The organism is Ruegeria sp. EL01 (assembly GCF_900313035.1).
Lineage (GTDB): Bacteria > Pseudomonadota > Alphaproteobacteria > Rhodobacterales > Rhodobacteraceae > Ruegeria.
Genome location: NZ_OMPS01000018.1, coordinates 35,365 through 54,102, shown reverse-complemented (window position 1 = coordinate 54,102; position 18,738 = coordinate 35,365). Strand labels below are relative to the sequence as shown.

Below are 18,738 nucleotides of genomic sequence, written 5' to 3'. Positions count from 1 at the left end.
ACATGATCAGGCGGTTCGGTGAAACCCCAGAGCCGGGGCGGACATACACACGAAGGGTCGGAGTTTACGCTTTGCTGCCGCGCGGACGGCATCTTTTGCTGACATGTCAGACCGAACCAGGCCCGGATCTGCAATTGCCCGGCGGTGGCATTGACCCGGGCGAATCGCCTGTCGCGGCCCTGCATCGCGAAGTTTTCGAGGAAACCGGGTGGTCGATTGCTGCCCCCCGCCGTGTCGGCGCATTTCGCCGCTTTACCTATATGCCTGAATATGACCTATGGGCCGAGAAGGTCTGCCTGATCTATCGCGCCAGCCCAGTACGCTGCATGGGTCCGCCGACCGAAGCCTTTCATGAGGCGCTTTGGATGCATAGCGCCGACGCGGTCGAGCTGTTGGGCAATGACGGTGACCGCCATTTCGCCGGCCTTCACCTAATGCGGCTTTAGGGCCCGTTGTATTCGAACAATACGGCCGACACATCATCGCCCATGCCATCATCTGGGGACATCATCTGCGTCAATCGCCAGAACATGTCATCCAGGAACTCAGGCCCGCCCGGCCCCGATGCGCATTCCAAAGCCATTTCGCGCAGCCCCTCTTCGTCCAACATTCCTCCGCCCGAGAGGGGGCATTCCGTAAAGCCATCTGAATACAGCAAAAGCTTGTCCCCTGGACGCAGCTGCGTTTGTACCTGATGAAAAGAGACATCCGGCAAAAGCCCGATGGGCAGCCCGCCATCGCCCAGAAATTCGGTGCTGCCATCTTGACGCACTAGCAAAGGATGGGGGTGCCCGGCTTGCACCATTTTCAGATGCCCGTTGCGCAGGTCAACAATGGCGTAAACCATCGTAAAATACTCTTCGATCCCTTCATCGGCCATCAGCCGCGAATTGAGCGTTTCAGCAACATCCTCGGGCGGCAAGAGCGCAAAGAATTTGTTGAACCGCTTCTCCATCGCAACGTTCTGATCGAAATGGTGACTGGAAAGGTACCCGCCCAACCGCGCCGTCATCATCGCCGAAGTGATCCCGTGACCAGACACATCTATACTGTAGAATCCCAACCGGTTTTCACCTGGTGAGAACATGCCCACCAAATCGCCACCAATATGACCGCAGGGTTTCAGCAGCAGGCTGACCTGTGATTTCCCGAACCGCTGCGTCAGTTCGGGTACCAGTGACTCTTGGATCTTTCGCGCCTGCATCAGGTCTTTATCGATCGCGTCATGGGCCAGCTTAAGTTCATCAAGCGCGGTTTCGATGATCCGGTTCTTTTCAGAAAGCTCGCGCTGCATATCCAGAATGCGGGCCCCGGCTGCAATCCGCGCGCGCAGTTCATCCGCTTCAAGCGGTTTGATCAGAAAGTCATCCGCACCCGCATCCAGCCCGCGCGCGACCTCTTGCTTTTCGCTTTTTGATGTCAGGAGGATGAAATAGCTGTATTGTCTGGTGTCCAAAGCGCGAAACGACCGGCAAAATTCCAGCCCGCTCATCCCTGGCATCACCCAATCACTAACAACAAGATCGGGCGGATCATCGGAACACAGATCAAGCGCAGCGTCGCCGCTGTCCGCCTCGATCACCTCAAATCCCCATTTCTTAAGGGACGCGACCAAAATACGACGCTGAAGGCGGCTGTCATCGACGACCAGCACCTTACGGATTGCGCCGAAGTCCAAATCTGAATTGGCCTGCTCGAGACTCGCCCCTTGCACCCAACAACCCCTACGCTGTGTCATCTTTGCGAACACGGCGAGCCTAATCCTGTGGGGTTTAACATCAGGTGAAAACCTACGGCCCAGCGAACTTCACCGGCCTTAACCGGCTATTTACCGGGCGCGTTGTACCAAAGGGTGTTCGCGATCCGATGCGGGAGAATGGCCGTGATCCACTGGCCCAGAATCAGACAATTGCGGGATGAGGTTGGCGCGGATGAGTTTGACGAGGTGGTCGAGATTTTTCTGGATGAAGTTCAGGAAGTGATCGCGCGCCTGCACTCGGATACCGAGCGGCGCGAGTTAGAACAAAACCTGCATTTCCTCAAAGGCAGCGCGCTGAGCCTTGGGTTCGACCAGTTCTCGAAGCTATGTCAGGATGGAGAACGCAACGCAGCCGCAGGTAAAGGCATGGATGTAGATCTGCCCGCAATTCTGGCCGCATATGACGCGTCGAAAACAGTGTTTGAGGCTGATCTTGCCGCAAACCTGACCTGACCTCAGATCACGAACTGCGCCAGTGTCTCATCCTCGGTGATGTCAGTATAGGTAAAGCCTGCATCATCCAGATGAGCAAACAGGCGCATGAAGTTTTCGGGCTTGCGGGTTTCGATCCCGATCAGGACCGACCCGAAGTTGCGTGCTGACTTCTTCATGTACTCGAACCGGGCGATGTCATCTTCGGGGCCCAGAATGCCCAGAAACTCTTTCAAAGCGCCGGGGCGCTGCGGCAAGCGCAGAATGAAGTATTTCTTAACGCCCGAATAGCGCTGCGCGCGCTCTTTCACTTCGGGCAGCCGTTCGAAATCAAAATTGCCGCCCGAGGTCACGCAGACCACGGTTTTGCCGCGCACAAAGCTTTGAATATCGCCGACCGCCTCGACCGCCAACGCGCCTGCAGGTTCCAGCACAATGCCTTCGACGTTCAGCATTTCGATCATGGTGGTACAGATACGATCCTCGGACAGGGTCAGCACATCTGACAAGTGGCAATTGCGCAGCAACTCAAAAGGCTTTTCGCCGATCCGACCCACTGCAGCACCATCAACAAATGTGTCGACATGGTCTAGTGCGACAGGATGCCCCGCGGCCAGGGCCGCGCGCAAACACGCGCCGCCTGCAGGTTCCACGAACAGGCAATGGCTGCGATCACCAAACCATGTCGCCACACCCGAGGACATGCCCCCTCCTCCGACCGGCAATACGATATGATCTGGAACCGCACCCAGCTGCGCCTCAATTTCAACAGCCAGCGAGGCCTGCCCTTCGATCACGTCCGCATCATCGAACGGGGACAGAAAATGCCCACCCTGTTCGGCGCACCATGTCTGAGCAGCTGCAAGCGTGTCATCGAAATAGTCACCGGTCAGGTGGATCTCGATGTTGTCACCGCCAAAGATGCGTGTCTTTTGAATTTTCTGCTGTGGTGTCGTAACAGGCATGAAGATTACACCCCGAACGTTCATGTGCTTGCACATGAACGCGACACCTTGGGCGTGATTGCCCGCGCTGGCGCAAACGAACAGATCCTGCCCCGGTTGCTTGCGCATAGCGTTGAAGGCGCCGCGGATTTTATACGACCGCACCGGGCTCAGATCCTCGCGTTTCAGCCAGATATCAGCGCCGTAGCGTTCAGACAGATGGACATTCCGCTGCATTGGGGTTGCAGGAAAAACAGAACGCATCGCCTGTTCAGCGGCGCGGGCGCGGGTCATGAAATCGGTCATGTCGGTCTCACTGTCGTATCCCAGCTGAAAGGGCAAGGAATACATATGTGTACGAGGATCAGGTCAGCTCGCGTTTTTCGACGAACACCCCGTACATAGTGGTCAGGATGCTGACGTTGATCAGCGGCAGAACGAGCACTCCAAAAAACAGCGACAAAAAGGCGCCCAGAACCGGAATAAAGGTCAGCAGGGTAACAACCAATTGCACTGCGAATTGAAAAACCACAACCGAGATAACCAGAACAATGATAACGCCTGCTGTACCGGCGGTGTTGTTCCATGCCTCGCTCAGCGTGATCGGGTTTCCGATAGCGGCCGATGGCAGGATGATGGCCAGACGGTAGAAACAGATCATCAGGAATACGACGTAGGGGATAACGATAAGGATCAACGCAGCACCAAGACTCTGCGCTAAACCCATCATAATCACGGCCAGGGGCACATATCCGGCAAGCAGGACAAGACCCAACAGCATCGCGCGACCCAGATAGGCGAGAATTCGGTCAAATCTGAAGGTAGGAACGATCCCGCTTGGATACTCCTCAAGCAAAATGAACCTATGCCAAGACACCGCCACCCAAAACGCCACCACGATCATCACGATCATTACCACAAAGAGAAACACGAGAAACGCGACGGTCGGGAACCCTTCTGATGAAGCACTTGAAGAGCCGTCAAACGCGCCCAACGGAATGCCCAGCGTGATAAACAAGCCGACTATGAGCGCTGATGCAATGAGCGCCGGACCAACCGTTATCTGCAGTGCCTGCTTGAGGTTCCCGAACACCATCCGCACCGAATGCGCAAAAATCTTCCAACCCAACATCCTGAAACCTGCCCTCTCAACCAATCCTTGTTCTTGTTCTGCCCGTTTCACCCTAATTCCCGGGCGGGGTCAACGCTGATAACTTGCCCCCACGTTCAAAACCAGTTAGGGGCCAGTCGTCTTACGAATAAGGGGAAGTCAGATGTCCGCGCCCAAGAAAGTTGTTCTGGCCTATTCCGGTGGCCTTGATACTTCGATCATTCTGAAATGGCTGCAGACCGAGTATGGCTGTGAGGTTGTGACCTTCACCGCCGATCTGGGTCAGGGAGAAGAGCTGGATTCCGCCCGCAAGAAGGCCGAACTGCTGGGGATCAAGCCCGAGAACATCTATATTGAGGACATCCGCGAAGAGTTTGTCCGCGACTTCGTCTTCCCCATGTTCCGCGCCAACGCCCAGTATGAGGGTCTGTACCTGCTGGGCACCTCGATCGCGCGTCCGCTGATCTCGAAACGTCTGGTTGAGATTGCCAGAGCCACCGGCGCGGACGCCGTCGCCCATGGCGCGACTGGCAAGGGCAACGATCAGGTCCGCTTTGAATTGGCCGCTTATGCGCTGAACCCCGACATCAAAGTGATTGCGCCGTGGCGCGAATGGGATCTGACCAGCCGAACCCGTCTGCTGGAGTTCGCCGAAGCCAACCAGATCCCGATTGCCAAGGACAAGCGCGGCGAAGCGCCCTTCTCGGTCGATGCCAACCTGTTGCACACCTCGTCCGAGGGCAAGGTTTTGGAAGACCCGGCCGATATGGCACCCGATTATGTCTATCAGCGCACCGTCCACCCCGAGGACGCACCGGATCAGCCGGAATTCATCGAGATCGGCTTTGAAAAAGGCGACGCGGTCAGCATCAATGGCGAAGCGATGAGCCCGGCCACCATCTTGACCAAGCTGAATGAATATGGCGGCAAACACGGCATTGGCCGTCTCGATCTGGTCGAGGGGCGGTTCGTGGGCATGAAGTCGCGCGGCATCTACGAAACGCCCGGCGGTACGGTGCTGCTTGAGGCGCATCGCGGCATCGAGTCGATCACCATGGATCGTGGCGCGATGCATCTGAAAGACCAACTGATGCCGCAATATGCCGAAATCATCTATAACGGTTTCTGGTACTCGCCCGAGCGCGAGATGCTGCAAGCCGCCATCGACAAATCGCAGGAACACGTCACCGGCACCGTCCGCGTGAAACTGTACAAAGGTCTGGCCTCGACTGTGGGCCGCTGGTCGGATCACTCGCTGTATTCGGAAGAGCACGTGACCTTTGAAGACGATGCCGGCGCATATGATCAGAAAGACGCGGCGGGCTTTATCCAGCTGAATGCCCTGCGCCTGAAACTGTTGGCTGCGCGGGACAAGCGTCTGGGCTAAAAAAGTGGACAGCACTTGCTGCCCACCTTCATTTCTTATGCTGCCTGCTGTTCATGAACAGGGGCATTGTATGCTGATTTCGTGAGATTAATGCCATGCTCAGCATCCGCTTTGCGTACATAACTTTCAGACGAAACGGCAATGGGCTCATGGTTGGATGCTTTTAGCGTCCAACGCCAGTACCCGGCAGTGTCTTTGTAAAGAACGAAATACATTATTACGTCTCCGACACGTTATCGCGGTCCCGACGGAATTGCCGGAACCTGCAAGGACGCCGCAACATGCTTGACGGGACTCGCGATATCGTTGAGAATCGCGGTGTCTTCACTAGACAGAATGCCCGTTTGCGGCAGTCTTGGGGCACCTATTCCAGTAGGTGCCCCTTTATGATTGCGGCTTGGAGCCCGGCTGTCGAGTCTTTTTCTATGTGGTATAACAACATGTTGAGTGAAGCACTTCGCTGCATACAGGATACTCGACGGCAAGCACACTTGATTTAGCGACTCAAAGAAACGGCAATTCTATCAGTTCCCGCTTGGTCAACCTTGCCAATTTCATCTCTTCATCTTTACGCATGCGTCAACCAAGGAAGGACTCGCCATGCTGCAAGATATCGCCGACGACATTCAAAAGGGGCTGGAGGGTAAAGATTTTGACGGCTCGCTGAAATTCGATTGTGGCGAGGACGGCGTGATCGTTTTGGCGGACAATCAAGCCTCGACGCAGGATAAGGACGCGGATTGCACCATCCGCATTTCCAAGGACAACCTGACCAAGCTGTTGACCGGCAAGCTGAACCCGATGACAGGCGTGGCGATGGGTAAGCTCAAGATCTCGGGCAACATGGGTGTTGCGATGAAACTTGGGCAATTGCTGGGTTAAGATCCAGTCATAGCTGCCCTGGCGATAAACTCGTCTCACCAGCGCGTGACAAACGATGTCAGCCAATTGCAAGTTGATCGGACTCGGGTCACGCTGATCCGGAAAGGAGATTTGCCATGACGCGGACTGTGTATCACGACTGTATCAAACCCATCCTGCTGTTTGGATTGATTGTCTTTGTTGCCCTGCTGCGTGCCCAACCGGCGCCAGCTGCGGGAACAGAAACGCTGACCGTAGCGGGCGGTTGCTTTTGGTGTGTTGAATCCGACTTCGAATCCGTCCCCGGCGTGATCGGGGCGGTATCCGGCTATACGGGCGGCACAACTGCCAGCCCAACCTATGGCCAGGTTACCAAAGGTGGCACAGGCCACTACGAGGCCGTACAGATTTCATTTGATCCAGCCCGTGTGTCACGTGAAACGCTGTTGAACATGTTCTTTCGCTCGGTCGACCCCACCGATGCAGGCGGCCAATTCTGCGATCGGGGCGACAGCTATCGCACCGCGATATTCGTCTCTAATACAGGTGAAAAAGCGCAGGCAGAGGCGGCAAAGGCCAATGCGCAGGCGGCTTTAAACCAGACCGTTGTAACCCCAATCCTGCAGCAATCGACCTTTTACCCGGCCGAGGCTTACCATCAGGATTACTACAAAGGTGAAAAGCTGGTATTTACCCGGTTTGGTCCAAAACGTCAGAAGAACGCCTATAAAGCCTATCGCAAGGCCTGCGGACGGGATGCACGTGTCAAACAGCTCTGGGGAAGCGCGGCACCCTTCACCGGGTCCTAGTCGAACTGCGCGTCGCGCACCTCTCGTAAATCCGGAATGACATCGGCCGTGCCGTGCCGCGTGACCATCAGGGCCGCGGCACGGTTCGCCTGTGCGATTGCATGTTCCATTGGCATGCCCCGGTCCATGCCAGCCAGAACGTATCCCGTGAAAGTATCCCCTGCGCCAGTCGTATCCACGGCTTGCACTTTATGTGCTGCAAATTCGACCGGATCACATCCCTGCTGTAGATATCGCGCGCCCTTAGAACCAAGAGTCACTATCACATGTCGAACCGGCAGGTCCTTGGCGCTCAGTCCAGTGTCCTGACGCAGTTGCTCAGCCTCAACCTCATTCAGGATCAGAAAGTCAAGATAGGGCAGAACGGCCTGAACCGCTTGGGCCTGAAACGGTGCCGCGGCGTAACAAACGGTCAAGCCCATCTCGCGTCCCAACCGGGCAGCTTCGACCTGTGCGTTGGTCTCGTTTTGCAGGACCAGAAGATCGCCCGTATTGGCCGACGCCAGCGCCTGCCCCAACTGAGCCGTGTCCAGCGCGTGATTGGCACCTGGAAAAAGGATGATCAGATTTTCACCCTGCGCGTCCACGGCAATGATTGCATGACCCGTCGGAACCTCAACCTCGGCAATATACCGCGTGTCGACGCCATATTCCGTCAGTCGATCCTTTGCCCAGCGCCCGTCAGTGCCCACAGCGCCGATATGGCTGATCCGGGACCCTGCCCGCGCCGCGGCGACCGACATATTGGCGCCCTTGCCACCCAAAAACCGGTCCAGCCCGCTGGCCGCAAGGGTTTCGCCGGGTGCGGGTAGGTGCGGCAAAGCATAAACCATATCCGCATTGATCGAGCCGAGGTTCCAGATCGTCATGGCTTACTCAATATCGCAGGAGGCCAGGATGGCCATGTTCAGAATGTCATTTGCTGTTGAAACCGTAGAACAGACCTGAATCTGCTTGCCAATCCCTGACAGGATCGGGCCCATGACGGTTGCTCCACCCATTTCCTGCATCAGTTTCGTAGAAATCGAAGCGGAATGCCGCGCCGGTACGATCAGGATGTTCGCGGGGCCGGTCAGACGCGAAAAGGGATAGGCTTCTTGCTGATCGACATTCAGCGCCACATCTACGGTCATCTCGCCCTCGTATTCGAAATCAACGCCCCGGGCATCCAATACCGTTGGTGCAACGTGCATCTTTTCCGCCCGTTCCGAGACCGGGTAGCCAAAGGTCGAAAAGCTCACAAAGGCAACGCGTGGCTCAATTCCCAGATGGCGCGCCACGGCGGCGGCGCGTTCAGCGATGTTTGCCAAATCGTTTTCATCCGGCCATTCATGCACCAACGTATCGCCGATCAGAACGATCCGACCCTTGTGCAGCAGAGCGGTGACACCCGCAGCGCCATGGACAGCGTCTGCGTCAAACACATGATTGATTCGATCCAGAACATGCGCCGATTTGCGGGTGGCACCGGTCACCAACCCGTCCGCATGCCCATGGGCCAACATCAGAGACGAAAACACGTGCCGGTCACGGGCTGCCAGACGATGAATATCTTTGTGGTCAAAGCCCTTACGCCGCAGCCGTTTATATAGAAATTCTTTATATGTCTCGAGATGCGTCGTGTTGGCAGCGTTCACCACCTCAAGTTCGCGCACCGCATCGCCCAACCCCGCAGCCCCAAGCTTTTCTTTGACGTCCTCGGCACGGCCCACAACCAAAGCTTTCCCGAAGCCTGAGCGCTGATACATCACCGCTGCGCGCAGCACGCGAGGATCGTCGCCCTCGGCAAAGACCATCCGGCTTTGCGCCGCGCGGGCGCGTGCATTCAGGCCACGCAGGATACTTGCGGTGGGGTCCATGCGGGATTTCAGGTTCAGCTCATAGGCATCCATGTCGATAATCGGACGCCGCGCGGCCCCGGTATCCATACCCGCCCTCGCAACCGCCGGGGGTATGCGGTGGATCAAACGCGGGTCGAACGGTGTTGGGATGATGTAGTCGCGGCCAAAAGTCAGCGATTTGCCATAGGCCATTGCCACTTCATCCGGCACATCCTCGCGTGCCAGCCGGGCCAGCGCGTGGGCGCAGGCGATTTTCATCTCATCATTAATGGCGCGGGCATGGATATCCAGCGCACCTCGGAACAGGTACGGAAAGCCCAACACGTTATTGACCTGGTTCGGGTAATCGCTGCGACCGGTGGCAACGATTGCATCCACGCGGACCTCGTGCGCTTCTTCCGGCGTAATCTCTGGATCCGGGTTGGCCATCGCAAAGATCACCGGGTTGTCGGCCATCGAGGCGACCATATCCTGCGTCACGGCCCCTTTGACCGATACACCCAGGAACACATCCGCATCCTTCATCGCATCTTCCAAGCTGCGCAATTCAGTGCTGATGGCGTGGGCCGATTTCCACTGGTTCATCCCTTCGGTCCGGCCCTGATAGATCACGCCCTTGGTGTCACAGACGATGCAATTCTCATGCCGGGCACCCATAGCCTTGAGCAGTTCGATACACGCAATCCCCGCAGCACCCGCACCGTTGAGAACGATCTTTACGTCTTCAATCTTTTTGCCCGAAATCTGCAGCGCGTTCAGCAATCCGGCTGCACAGATCACGGCTGTGCCGTGCTGGTCATCGTGGAAGACGGGAATATCCATCTCTTCCTTCAGGCGCTGTTCGATGATGAAACACTCGGGTGCCTTGATGTCTTCAAGATTGATGCCGCCGAAAGTCGGCCCCATAAGGCGCACGGCGCGGCAAAACTCATCCGGGTCTTCGGTGTCCAGCTCGATATCGATCGAATTCACGTCGGCGAACCGCTTGAACAGGACCGATTTGCCTTCCATCACCGGTTTCGATCCCAGCGCACCCAGATTCCCGAGGCCCAGAACAGCTGTGCCATTTGAAATCACCGCGACCAAATTTCCCTTGTTGGTATAGTCATACGCCGTTTCAGGGTTTTCCGCGATTGCTTCACATGGAACAGCGACACCGGGGCTATAGGCCAGCGACAGATCCCGCTGCGTGGTCATCGGGACGGTGGCTTGCACTTCCCACTTGCCGGGGGTTGGGTCCAGGTGAAAGGCCAGCGCCTCTTCTTTGGTGATCTTCGCTTTGGGCATTTTTGGGGTCGTTTCCATGACTTCGGGGCTGATGCGTCATAACGCAGGCCGGTGCGCGCCTCAACGACAATACGTTTTCACCTTTCACAGCGGATGGGGGATTTGTAAGGTCGCGACCGGAATACGCCAGAAGGGATCAGCCTTGTCCACAGTCACGCCGATGATGGTGCAATATCTCGAAATCAAAGAGGCCCATGCCGACGCCCTGCTGTTTTATCGTATGGGCGACTTCTACGAGATGTTTTTCGAGGACGCAGTCAACGCGGCCGAGGCGCTGGACATCGCCCTGACCAAACGCGGCAAGCATAACGGCGATGATATCCCCATGTGTGGCGTGCCGGTTCATGCGGCCGAGGGGTATTTGCTGACGCTGATCCGCAAAGGGTTTCGCGTGGCTGTGTGCGAGCAGATGGAAAGCCCAGCCGAAGCAAAAAAAAGAGGCTCTAAATCGGTCGTAAAGCGCGGTGTTGTGCGTTTGGTCACTCCGGGAACGTTGACCGAAGACGCGCTGTTAGAGGCGCGGCGACATAATTTTCTGGCCGCATATGCCGAGGTTCGGGACGAGGCCGCACTGGCTTGGGCCGATATCTCTACCGGGGCGTTTCATGTGATGCCACTGACTTCGGTTCGGCTAAGCCCCGAGTTGGCACGGCTGGCCCCGTCCGAGTTGATCGTAGCCGATGGTTCGGAAAAGACATTGCAAGAGCCGGTTCGCGATTTGGGCATTTCGCTGACCCCCGTCGGGCGCTCCAGTTTCGACAGTACGGCAGCAGAAAAACGCATTTGCGGGTTGTTTCACGTGGGTGCTTTAGACGCATTCGGAAATTTCGGGCGCGCCGAGGTTTCGGCCATGGGCGCGCTGATCGACTATCTGGAGATTACGCAAAAGGGCAAGCTGCCCCTGCTGCAAACACCGTTAAAGGAATCTGAGGACCGCGTCGTGCAGATCGACGCCGCCACACGGCGCAATCTGGAACTGACCCGATCTTTGTCTGGCGGTCGGGCCGGATCACTGCTGTCGGTGGTGGATCGCACTGTCACACCGGGTGGCGCGCGTTTGCTGGAACAGCGTTTGTCCAGCCCATCCCGCAGTTTGGATGTGATCCACGGACGATTGGATGCGGTTGCTTTTGCCGCTGAGGACAGCTTGATTGCCTCTGATCTACGCGAAGCCCTGCGCAAAACCCCCGATTTGGACCGTGCCTTGTCCCGCCTGTCGCTGGATCGTGGCGGTCCGCGCGATCTGGCTGCTATTCGCAATGGACTGACGCAGGCTTCTGCCATTGCTGCGCTTTGCTCGGGCCACGACCTGCCGGTCTTGCTGGCAACAGCCGTACAAAATCTGGTCGGATTCGATGCTCTTCTTGCCCTGCTGGACGAAGCGTTAGTGGCCGAGCCGCCCCTTCTGGCCCGAGATGGCGGCTTCATCGCGCCCGGTTTTGACGCGGAACTGGACGAAGCACTCACGCTGCGCGACGAGGGTCGCTCGGTTATTGCCGGATTCCAACAGAAATATGCCGCCGACACGGGCATCACCTCGCTAAAGATCAAGCACAACAACGTGCTGGGCTATTTCATCGAAACCACGGCCACCCATGCCGAGAAAATGCTGAGCCCACGGTTCAACGAAACTTATATTCACCGTCAAACCACAGCCAATCAGGTCCGGTTCACGACTGTAGAACTGTCCGAGATCGAGACGCGCATCCTAAATGCCGGAAATTTGGCGTTGGAGATTGAAAAGCGGCTCTATCAAAGGCTTTCTGGCGAAATTTTGGACTTTGCCGCGCGCCTAAACCAAACCGCCAGAGGACTGGCCGAGCTGGATCTGACCGCTGCGCTAGCCGATCTCGCGCGGGGTGAAAACTGGTGTCGCCCTCAAGTCGACGCCTCGCGTGCATTTGACGTACAGGGCGGGCGTCACCCCGTCGTTGAACATGCATTGCGCCAGCAAAGTGGTGATGCCTTCATCGCCAATGACTGTGATCTGGGCGCGGATACCGGCGCTGCCGTCTGGCTGCTGACTGGTCCGAACATGGCCGGTAAATCAACCTTCCTGCGCCAAAATGCGCTGATCGCACTGCTGGCCCAAATGGGCAGCTATGTTCCTGCGGAGCAAGCGCATATCGGCGTTGTCAGTCAGTTGTTCAGCCGCGTAGGGGCTTCGGATGATCTGGCGCGCGGACGCTCGACCTTCATGGTCGAGATGGTTGAGACTGCGGCGATCCTGAATCAGGCCGACAAGCATGCATTGGTCATTCTGGATGAAATAGGTCGCGGAACCGCCACCTATGATGGCCTGTCCATCGCCTGGGCCACATTAGAACACCTACACGCGGCAAATCAATGCCGGGCCTTGTTTGCCACCCACTACCACGAACTGACAGCCCTTGCGGGAAAGCTCGCAGGTGTTGAAAACGCCACCGTTGCCGTCAAGGAATGGGAGGGCGAGGTCATCTTCCTGCACGAAGTCCACAAAGGAGCAGCCGATCGATCATATGGGGTTCAAGTGGCACAATTGGCTGGCCTTCCCACATCCGTGGTCGAACGCGCGCGCATTGTACTGGATCAGTTGGAAAAAACCGAACGAGAAGGCGGTAAACAAAAAGCGCTGATTGACGATCTGCCCCTGTTTTCGGCCGCAGCGCCGCCACCACCTCCGGCCCCCAAAACATCTCCCGTCACAGATATGCTGGATGACGTTCTGCCCGATGAGCTGTCCCCGCGTGAGGCGCTTGACCTGATCTACAAATTAAAAGAGGCGGCCAAACCTTGACCGCCCCTTCATCTTTTCAAAAATACTCTCGCCGAAGGCTTGGCTTCTAAAAAGCCAATCAACTTGCGGGCGTGGACGACACGCCAACCTGCGCCGGACGCAACAAACGGTCGTACAACATGAACCCTTCGGCTGATACCTGAATGATGTCTCCGGCACGCGTGCCGGGAACAGGCGCCTCAAACATGGCTTCGTGCATATTTGGATCAAACCGGTCGCCAACCTCGGGTGTGATCACCTCGATCCCATGTTTCTGGAACACGTCCTTAAGGGCACGCATGGTCAACTCAACACCTTCCAACAGGGCGCCAGCGACTTCTCTCTGTTCGTCGGTCGCTGCCTCAAGCGCGCGCTTCATGTTGTCGTAAACCGGCAGCATGTCGCGCGCCAGTTTCGATCCGCCATATTGCTCGGCATCGCGACGCGCCTTGTCGCCGCGTTTGCGGGCGTTTTCCGCGTCCGCCAGCGCGCGCATGAATCTGTCTTTGTATTCGTCACGCTCGGCGCGCAGCTCATCAAGCTCTAGCGCGTCGTCGCTGATTTCCGCAAATTCATCTGCAAGCTCTTCCGCCTCGGCGGTTGCGATGTCGTCCAGAAAATCTTCGTTCTTGGGCTCTGCCATTTCTTAACCTCTAGCTCCGGTCGGATATCAGCTTGCCAACCAGTTGCGCCGTATAATCCACGATCGGCACGATCCGTCCGTAATTCAGACGTGTGGGTCCGATGACCCCGACCGCACCGATTATCTTACGATCAGCGTTCATATATGGAGACACCACCAAAGAGGAACCCGAAAGTGAGAAAAGTTTGTTCTCAGAGCCAATAAAAATGCGCACACCTTCGCCTTCTTCGGTCAATTCAAGGAATTCGGCGATATCCCGTTTGCGTTCCAGGTCATCAAACAGGGTGCGAATGCGGTCCAATTCCTCGGCCTCACCCGGATCACCCAACAGATTCGCCCGCCCCCGAACGATCAGACGAGCGGAATCAGACCCATCTCCGTCCCAGGCCGCCATGCCGCTATCAACCATTTCGCGGGCCAGCACATCGATCTCTTGGCGGCGGGCCGCTATCTGGGTTTGCATCTGACGGCGTACTTCACTGAGGGTCCGGCCCTCGATCAGCGCATTCAGGAAATTCGCCGCCTCGCGCATAGAACTTGGGGTTTGACCAGGCGGAGGAGTGAACAGGCGGTTTTCAACGTGCCCGTCCGCGAAAACCAGCACAACCAAAGCACGATCATGAGCCAATGAGACAAACTCGATATGCTTGATTTCGGATTCTTGCTTGGGCGTGAGAACGAGGGACGCCCCATGTGTCACGTGTGACAAGGCCGATCCCACGCGATCGAGCATGCTGCCAACATCGCCGGCGTTGCCACCAAGCGTGTCGTCCAGCTTTTGACGATCATCCGCGCCCAGATCGCCAACTTCCAGCAATCCGTCCACGAACATGCGCAGGCCCTGCTGGGTTGGTATTCGACCGGCGCTGATATGAGGGCTGTCGAGTAGGCCCAAAAACTCCAGATCCTGCATCACGTTACGCACGGTCGCAGCGCTGACTTTTTCAGAAAGCGTCCGGGTCAGAGTGCGGCTTCCCACTGGTTCACCACTGTCCAGATAGCTTTCGACGATCAGCCGGAACACTTCACGGGACCGGTCATTCATCTCGTCCAGAATCTTGCTCGCTTCGCTCATCGCGGCTCCTCTGCTGGACCGTCATTAAATAGCAGGTATATGAAAGGTCAATCGGGGTTGCATCGTAACGCGACTGGGCGTTATCCCCAAGCCAGCAAACAAAGGATTTCACATGCGCCCCTCTGGACGAGATTTAAGCGAAATGCGCGCCGTTTCAATCGAAACGGGGTTCACCAAACATGCCGAAGGTTCCTGCCTGATCAAAATGGGTGATACCCATGTTCTGTGCACCGCCACGATCGAGGACCGCGTACCGCCCTTCATCAAGGGGTCTGGTCTGGGATGGGTCACCGCCGAATACGGCATGCTGCCCCGCGCAACCAACACCCGGATGCGGCGTGAGGCGGCAAGCGGCAAGCAAGGCGGTCGCACGGTTGAGATCCAGCGTCTGATCGGCCGGTCCCTGCGCGCGGGAGTAGATCGGGTGGCACTGGGTGAGCGTCAGATCACCGTGGACTGCGATGTGCTTCAGGCCGACGGCGGTACCCGCTGCGCCTCGATCACCGGGGGCTGGGTCGCGCTGCGTCTGGCGGTGAACAAACTGATGAAAACGGGCGATGTGATCTCTGACCCGCTGGTCGATCCCGTGGCTGCCGTGTCCTGCGGTATCTATGCTGGTCAGCCGGTGCTGGATCTGGACTATCCCGAAGACAGCGAGGCCGGCGTTGATGGCAACTTCATAATGACCGGGTCAGGCAAGCTGATTGAAGTGCAGATGAGCGCAGAAGGCTCAGTCTTCAGCCGCGATCAGATGAATCAGCTGATGGATTTGGCCGAAAAAGGTGTGGGTGAGTTGGTCGCCGCACAAAAGGCCGCCACCGCATGACCCGCAAGTTCGACGGCGACAGGCTGCTTGTAGCCACCCATAACAAAGGCAAGCTTGAGGAGATGGTGCATCTGCTTGAGCCCTTTAGGGTCAGCGTTGTCGGTGCCAGCGAGATGAACCTGCCTGAACCGGAAGAAACCGAGGATACATTCGTCGGCAATGCCCGGATCAAGGCACATGCCGCCGCAAAGGCCACCGGCCTGCCTGCCCTGTCGGACGATTCCGGGATCACCATCGACGCGCTGGACGGCGCGCCGGGCGTTTACACCGCTGATTGGGCCGAAACCGGCAATGGTCGCGATTTCCTGATGGCGATGACCCGCGCCCATAACGAGCTAGAAGCCAAGAACGCCGCGCATCCACGTGGCGCACAGTTCCGTTGCACGTTGGTTCTGGCCTGGCCCGACGGCCATGATGAGGTGTTCGAGGGCATCGCCCCCGGTCACCTCGTCTGGCCGGTTCGCGGCAGGGATGGGTTTGGCTATGACCCAATGTTTGTCCCCGACGGTCATGACATTACCTTTGCCGAAATGGATCGCTGGGAAAAGAACAAGATCAGCCATCGCGGTCGCGCGGTGGAAATGTTCGTGAAAGGCTGCTTTGGCGGATGATTGGCGCAACGGGGGCTTTGGCCTTTACGTGCACTGGCCGTTTTGCGAGGCCAAGTGCCCCTACTGCGATTTCAACAGCCATGTTTCACGTAATATTGATCAAAAACAATGGCTTACATCATATCTGAGTGAGTTAAAGCGATCTGCTGCGGAAACTCCGGGCCGGGTATTGAACACCATCTTCTTTGGTGGCGGCACACCATCGTTGATGGCACCGGAAACCGTTACTGCCGTCATTGACCAGGCACGCGCCCTCTGGCGTCCTGCCAATGACATGGAGATCACACTTGAGGCCAACCCCGGATCCGTCGAGGCCGGTCGGTTTGCCGCCTATCGCGACGCAGGCGTCAATCGTATTTCGATGGGTGTTCAGGCGTTGAACGACGATGATCTGCGTCGATTGGGACGCATTCATACTGTAACCGAGGCTCGATCGGCCTTTGACATTGCGCGCAATTGCTTTGATCGCGTCAGCTTTGATCTGATCTACGCGCGTCAGCACCAAACGCTGGACGCTTGGCGTGCTGAGTTGACCGAGGCGCTGTCCATGGCGGTGGATCACCTGTCGCTGTATCAACTGACGATTGAGGACGGAACAGCCTTTGGGGATCGCTACGCCGTTGGCAAACTGCGCGGTCTGCCAGAAGACGACAATGCGGCTGACATGTATCTAGCCACACAAGATATTTGCGAAGCCCATGGTTTGCCGGCTTACGAAGTCTCCAATCATGCGCGCCCCGGGGCCGAGTCGCAGCACAATCTGATCTATTGGCGCTATGGCGATTACGTCGGCATTGGGCCGGGTGCACACGGCCGGATCACCTTAGATGATCGCAAATTTGCAACCGAGACCTATCTGTCTCCGAATGGGTGGCTGACTGCCGCTGCTTCAGGGTCGGGTGAAAAGGAACGCGGCGTACTTTCTTCTCAAGACCGGGCCAATGAATACCTTATGATGTGTATAAGGCTATCAGAAGGTCTACATATAGATAGATTCGAGCAACTATCCGGAGATTCTTTATCTACGTCAAAACTCGATGAGCTTTCTGAATTGGGCATGATCACACATCAAGACGACAGGCTTATTGCGACCAAGGATGGGCGTGCTGTTCTGAACGCCGTCATCCGAGAGCTTTTAGGGTAGCGCATGCATTATCTTTGGGCCGGTCTGGGATTGCTGTGTGTCGCACTGGCCGTGATCGGAATCGTGCTACCGCTGTTGCCAACGGTCCCTTTTCTTTTACTGGCCGCGTTCTTTTTCGCCCGCTCTTCGTCCAGGTTGCACAATTGGTTACTCAGCCACCGGGCATTTGGCCCAATGATCCAGGATTGGCAGAGCTCTGGCGCCATTCGACCAGGTGCTAAAAAGGCGGCAACTGTGTCCGTTGCCGCCGTGTTTGGTTTATCCGTCGTAATGTCGGCCCCAAATCATGTACTGATCATTCAGGCCGTCGTCTTGTCTTGTGTCATGCTCGTTATCTGGACCCGCCCTAACGGCTGAGCTTGGCACAAAGATCGTCCAGCTGGTCCAGGTTTTCATAGGTCAACACCACCTGCCCCGTTTCCGTACCAGGCTTGTGATTGATCGTCACTTTCATCGCCAGGATGGCTGACAAGTCCTTTTCCAATGCGCGTGTATCCGCATCTTTGCCTGCATCCAGGTTTCTGGACCGCGGAGCAGGACGTTCGACATCGCCTTGCTGCTGCTTTTTGACCAGGCTCTCGGTTGCGCGCACCGACAAACCATCGCGAACAATGATCTTCGCCAGTTCAGAAGGATTCTCTGCCGTAATCAGAGCCCTTGCATGTCCGGCGGAGAGCTTCCCCTCGATCACCAACGTCTGCACATCCATTGGCAGCGAAAGCAGGCGCAGAAGGTTGGCAATATGGCTGCGACTTTTGCCCAACGCTTCGGCAAGCTTTTCCTGCGTGTGGCCAAAGCGATCCATAAGCTGTTTGTAGCCCGCCGCTTCTTCCACCGCGTTCAGATCTGCCCGCTGGATGTTTTCGATAATCGCGACTTCCAGGACTTCGGTATCGTCAAATTCACGAACAATTACAGGAATTTCATGCAGCTGCGCCATTTGCGCAGCGCGCCAGCGGCGTTCGCCCGCAACAATCTCATACGCGCCATCACCCACCGAGCGGACGATCAAAGGCTGAATAACGCCTTTTTCCTTCACCGATGCAGCCAGTTCATCCAACTGCTCGGGCATAAATGTTCGGCGCGGCTGGTTTGGATTGGCACGCAGCTTTTCAATCGGAACGTTCAGATCAGGACGCCGTGACGTCGTTGGTAAGCGTCCCTCGGAATCCTGTGTGACATCGGCCATAAGGGCGGACAATCCACGCCCCAAACCCCTTGGTTTTGTCTTTTTGGCGCTCACGTCGCCCTCC

Annotated in this window: 19 protein-coding genes; 10 read left to right on the top strand and 9 right to left on the bottom strand. The window is 56.9% G+C overall.

Annotated elements, in window-relative coordinates; all coding sequences use genetic code 11:
* Positions 1–2 precede the first annotated feature (2 nt).
* Positions 3–446, top strand: a complete 444-nt coding sequence (locus tag D9K61_RS09710) for an NUDIX hydrolase (protein ID WP_120633054.1) — start codon at positions 3–5, stop codon at positions 444–446.
* On the opposite strand, the gene D9K61_RS09705 is transcribed toward D9K61_RS09710, so the two are convergent.
* The gene (locus D9K61_RS09705; protein ID WP_254055733.1) at positions 443–1,714 is read right to left on the bottom strand and encodes a PP2C family protein-serine/threonine phosphatase; all 1,272 of its coding nucleotides are present in this window, start codon (positions 1,712–1,714) and stop codon (positions 443–445) included. The two genes, D9K61_RS09710 and D9K61_RS09705, sit on opposite strands and share 4 nt — an antisense overlap.
* Before the next feature lie 162 nt (positions 1,715–1,876).
* Here D9K61_RS09705 and D9K61_RS09700 point away from each other — a divergent pair, with 162 nt between their 5' ends.
* Positions 1,877–2,212, top strand: a complete 336-nt coding sequence (locus D9K61_RS09700) for an Hpt domain-containing protein (protein WP_174235091.1) — start codon at positions 1,877–1,879, stop codon at positions 2,210–2,212.
* Positions 2,213–2,214: 2 nt separating this feature from the next.
* Here D9K61_RS09700 and ilvA read toward each other — a convergent pair whose 3' ends face one another.
* Both ilvA and D9K61_RS09690 read right to left on the bottom strand, forming a co-directional pair.
* Complete coding sequence (gene ilvA, locus D9K61_RS09695; RefSeq protein WP_120633113.1) at positions 2,215–3,441, bottom strand: threonine ammonia-lyase IlvA; 1,227 nt, start codon at positions 3,439–3,441, stop codon at positions 2,215–2,217.
* 58 nt (positions 3,442–3,499) lie between these two features.
* Positions 3,500–4,267, bottom strand: a complete 768-nt coding sequence (locus tag D9K61_RS09690; RefSeq protein ID WP_120633053.1) for a hypothetical protein — start codon at positions 4,265–4,267, stop codon at positions 3,500–3,502.
* Positions 4,268–4,409: 142 nt separating this feature from the next.
* On the opposite strand from D9K61_RS09690, the gene D9K61_RS09685 reads away from it, so the two are divergent.
* Positions 4,410–5,633 carry an argininosuccinate synthase gene (locus tag D9K61_RS09685; protein ID WP_120633052.1) on the top strand — a complete coding sequence of 408 codons (1,224 nt, stop codon included), beginning with the start codon at positions 4,410–4,412 and terminating at the stop codon, positions 5,631–5,633.
* Between the two features lie 35 nt (positions 5,634–5,668).
* Here the strand turns inward: D9K61_RS09685 and D9K61_RS09680 are convergent, their stop codons facing one another.
* On the bottom strand, positions 5,669–5,848 hold the full coding sequence (locus D9K61_RS09680) for a DUF1508 domain-containing protein (protein ID WP_120633051.1): 180 nt from the start codon (positions 5,846–5,848) through the stop codon (positions 5,669–5,671).
* A gap of 385 nt (positions 5,849–6,233) precedes the next feature.
* Between D9K61_RS09680 and D9K61_RS09675 the strand changes: the two genes are divergently transcribed.
* Both D9K61_RS09675 and msrA read left to right on the top strand, forming a co-directional pair.
* Positions 6,234–6,515 (top strand): SCP2 sterol-binding domain-containing protein, encoded by a 282-nt coding sequence (locus tag D9K61_RS09675; protein ID WP_120633050.1) that lies wholly within the window; start codon positions 6,234–6,236, stop codon positions 6,513–6,515.
* Between the two features lie 116 nt (positions 6,516–6,631).
* The gene (gene msrA / locus D9K61_RS09670) at positions 6,632–7,303 is read left to right on the top strand and encodes a peptide-methionine (S)-S-oxide reductase MsrA (RefSeq protein ID WP_120633049.1); all 672 of its coding nucleotides are present in this window, start codon (positions 6,632–6,634) and stop codon (positions 7,301–7,303) included.
* Here the strand turns inward: msrA and D9K61_RS09665 are convergent.
* Together D9K61_RS09665 and D9K61_RS09660 are read right to left on the bottom strand one after the other, a co-directional pair.
* Positions 7,300–8,172: a ribokinase gene (locus D9K61_RS09665; RefSeq protein WP_120633048.1), complete on the bottom strand. Its 873-nt coding sequence runs from the start codon at positions 8,170–8,172 to the stop codon at positions 7,300–7,302. The genes msrA and D9K61_RS09665 overlap by 4 nt on opposite strands.
* 3 nt (positions 8,173–8,175) lie before the next feature.
* Positions 8,176–10,431 carry an NADP-dependent malic enzyme gene (locus D9K61_RS09660; RefSeq protein WP_120633112.1) on the bottom strand — a complete coding sequence of 752 codons (2,256 nt, stop codon included), beginning with the start codon at positions 10,429–10,431 and terminating at the stop codon, positions 8,176–8,178.
* 160 nt (positions 10,432–10,591) lie between these two features.
* Between D9K61_RS09660 and mutS the strand changes: the two genes are divergently transcribed.
* Entirely contained in the window at positions 10,592–13,207 is a 2,616-nt protein-coding gene (gene mutS / locus D9K61_RS09655; protein ID WP_120633111.1) for a DNA mismatch repair protein MutS, read from the top strand.
* Positions 13,208–13,265: 58 nt separating this feature from the next.
* On the opposite strand, the gene D9K61_RS09650 is transcribed toward mutS, so the two are convergent.
* Together D9K61_RS09650 and hrcA are read right to left on the bottom strand one after the other, a co-directional pair.
* Complete coding sequence (locus D9K61_RS09650; RefSeq protein ID WP_120633047.1) at positions 13,266–13,829, bottom strand: nucleotide exchange factor GrpE; 564 nt, start codon at positions 13,827–13,829, stop codon at positions 13,266–13,268.
* A gap of 10 nt (positions 13,830–13,839) precedes the next feature.
* A complete protein-coding gene (gene hrcA, locus D9K61_RS09645) occupies positions 13,840–14,904 on the bottom strand; it encodes a heat-inducible transcriptional repressor HrcA (protein ID WP_120633046.1) in 1,065 nt (354 codons plus the stop codon).
* A 112-nt stretch (positions 14,905–15,016) separates the two neighbouring features.
* On the opposite strand from hrcA, the gene rph reads away from it, so the two are divergent.
* From rph to D9K61_RS09625, 4 genes are read left to right on the top strand one after another with little or no spacing between them, the layout of a single operon-like run.
* The gene (rph, locus tag D9K61_RS09640; RefSeq protein WP_120633045.1) at positions 15,017–15,730 is read left to right on the top strand and encodes a ribonuclease PH; all 714 of its coding nucleotides are present in this window, start codon (positions 15,017–15,019) and stop codon (positions 15,728–15,730) included.
* Complete coding sequence (rdgB, locus tag D9K61_RS09635) at positions 15,727–16,341, top strand: RdgB/HAM1 family non-canonical purine NTP pyrophosphatase (RefSeq protein ID WP_120633044.1); 615 nt, start codon at positions 15,727–15,729, stop codon at positions 16,339–16,341. Before rph ends, rdgB begins: the two co-directional genes overlap by 4 nt.
* Entirely contained in the window at positions 16,331–17,485 is a 1,155-nt protein-coding gene (gene hemW / locus D9K61_RS09630) for a radical SAM family heme chaperone HemW (protein ID WP_120633043.1), read from the top strand. Before rdgB ends, hemW begins: the two co-directional genes overlap by 11 nt.
* A 3-nt stretch (positions 17,486–17,488) precedes the next feature.
* The gene (locus D9K61_RS09625) at positions 17,489–17,842 is read left to right on the top strand and encodes a YbaN family protein (RefSeq protein WP_120633042.1); all 354 of its coding nucleotides are present in this window, start codon (positions 17,489–17,491) and stop codon (positions 17,840–17,842) included.
* Here the strand turns inward: D9K61_RS09625 and D9K61_RS09620 are convergent.
* Positions 17,832–18,728: a ParB/RepB/Spo0J family partition protein gene (locus D9K61_RS09620; protein WP_120633041.1), complete on the bottom strand. Its 897-nt coding sequence runs from the start codon at positions 18,726–18,728 to the stop codon at positions 17,832–17,834. The two genes, D9K61_RS09625 and D9K61_RS09620, sit on opposite strands and share 11 nt — an antisense overlap.
* Positions 18,729–18,738: the final 10 nt, after the last annotated feature.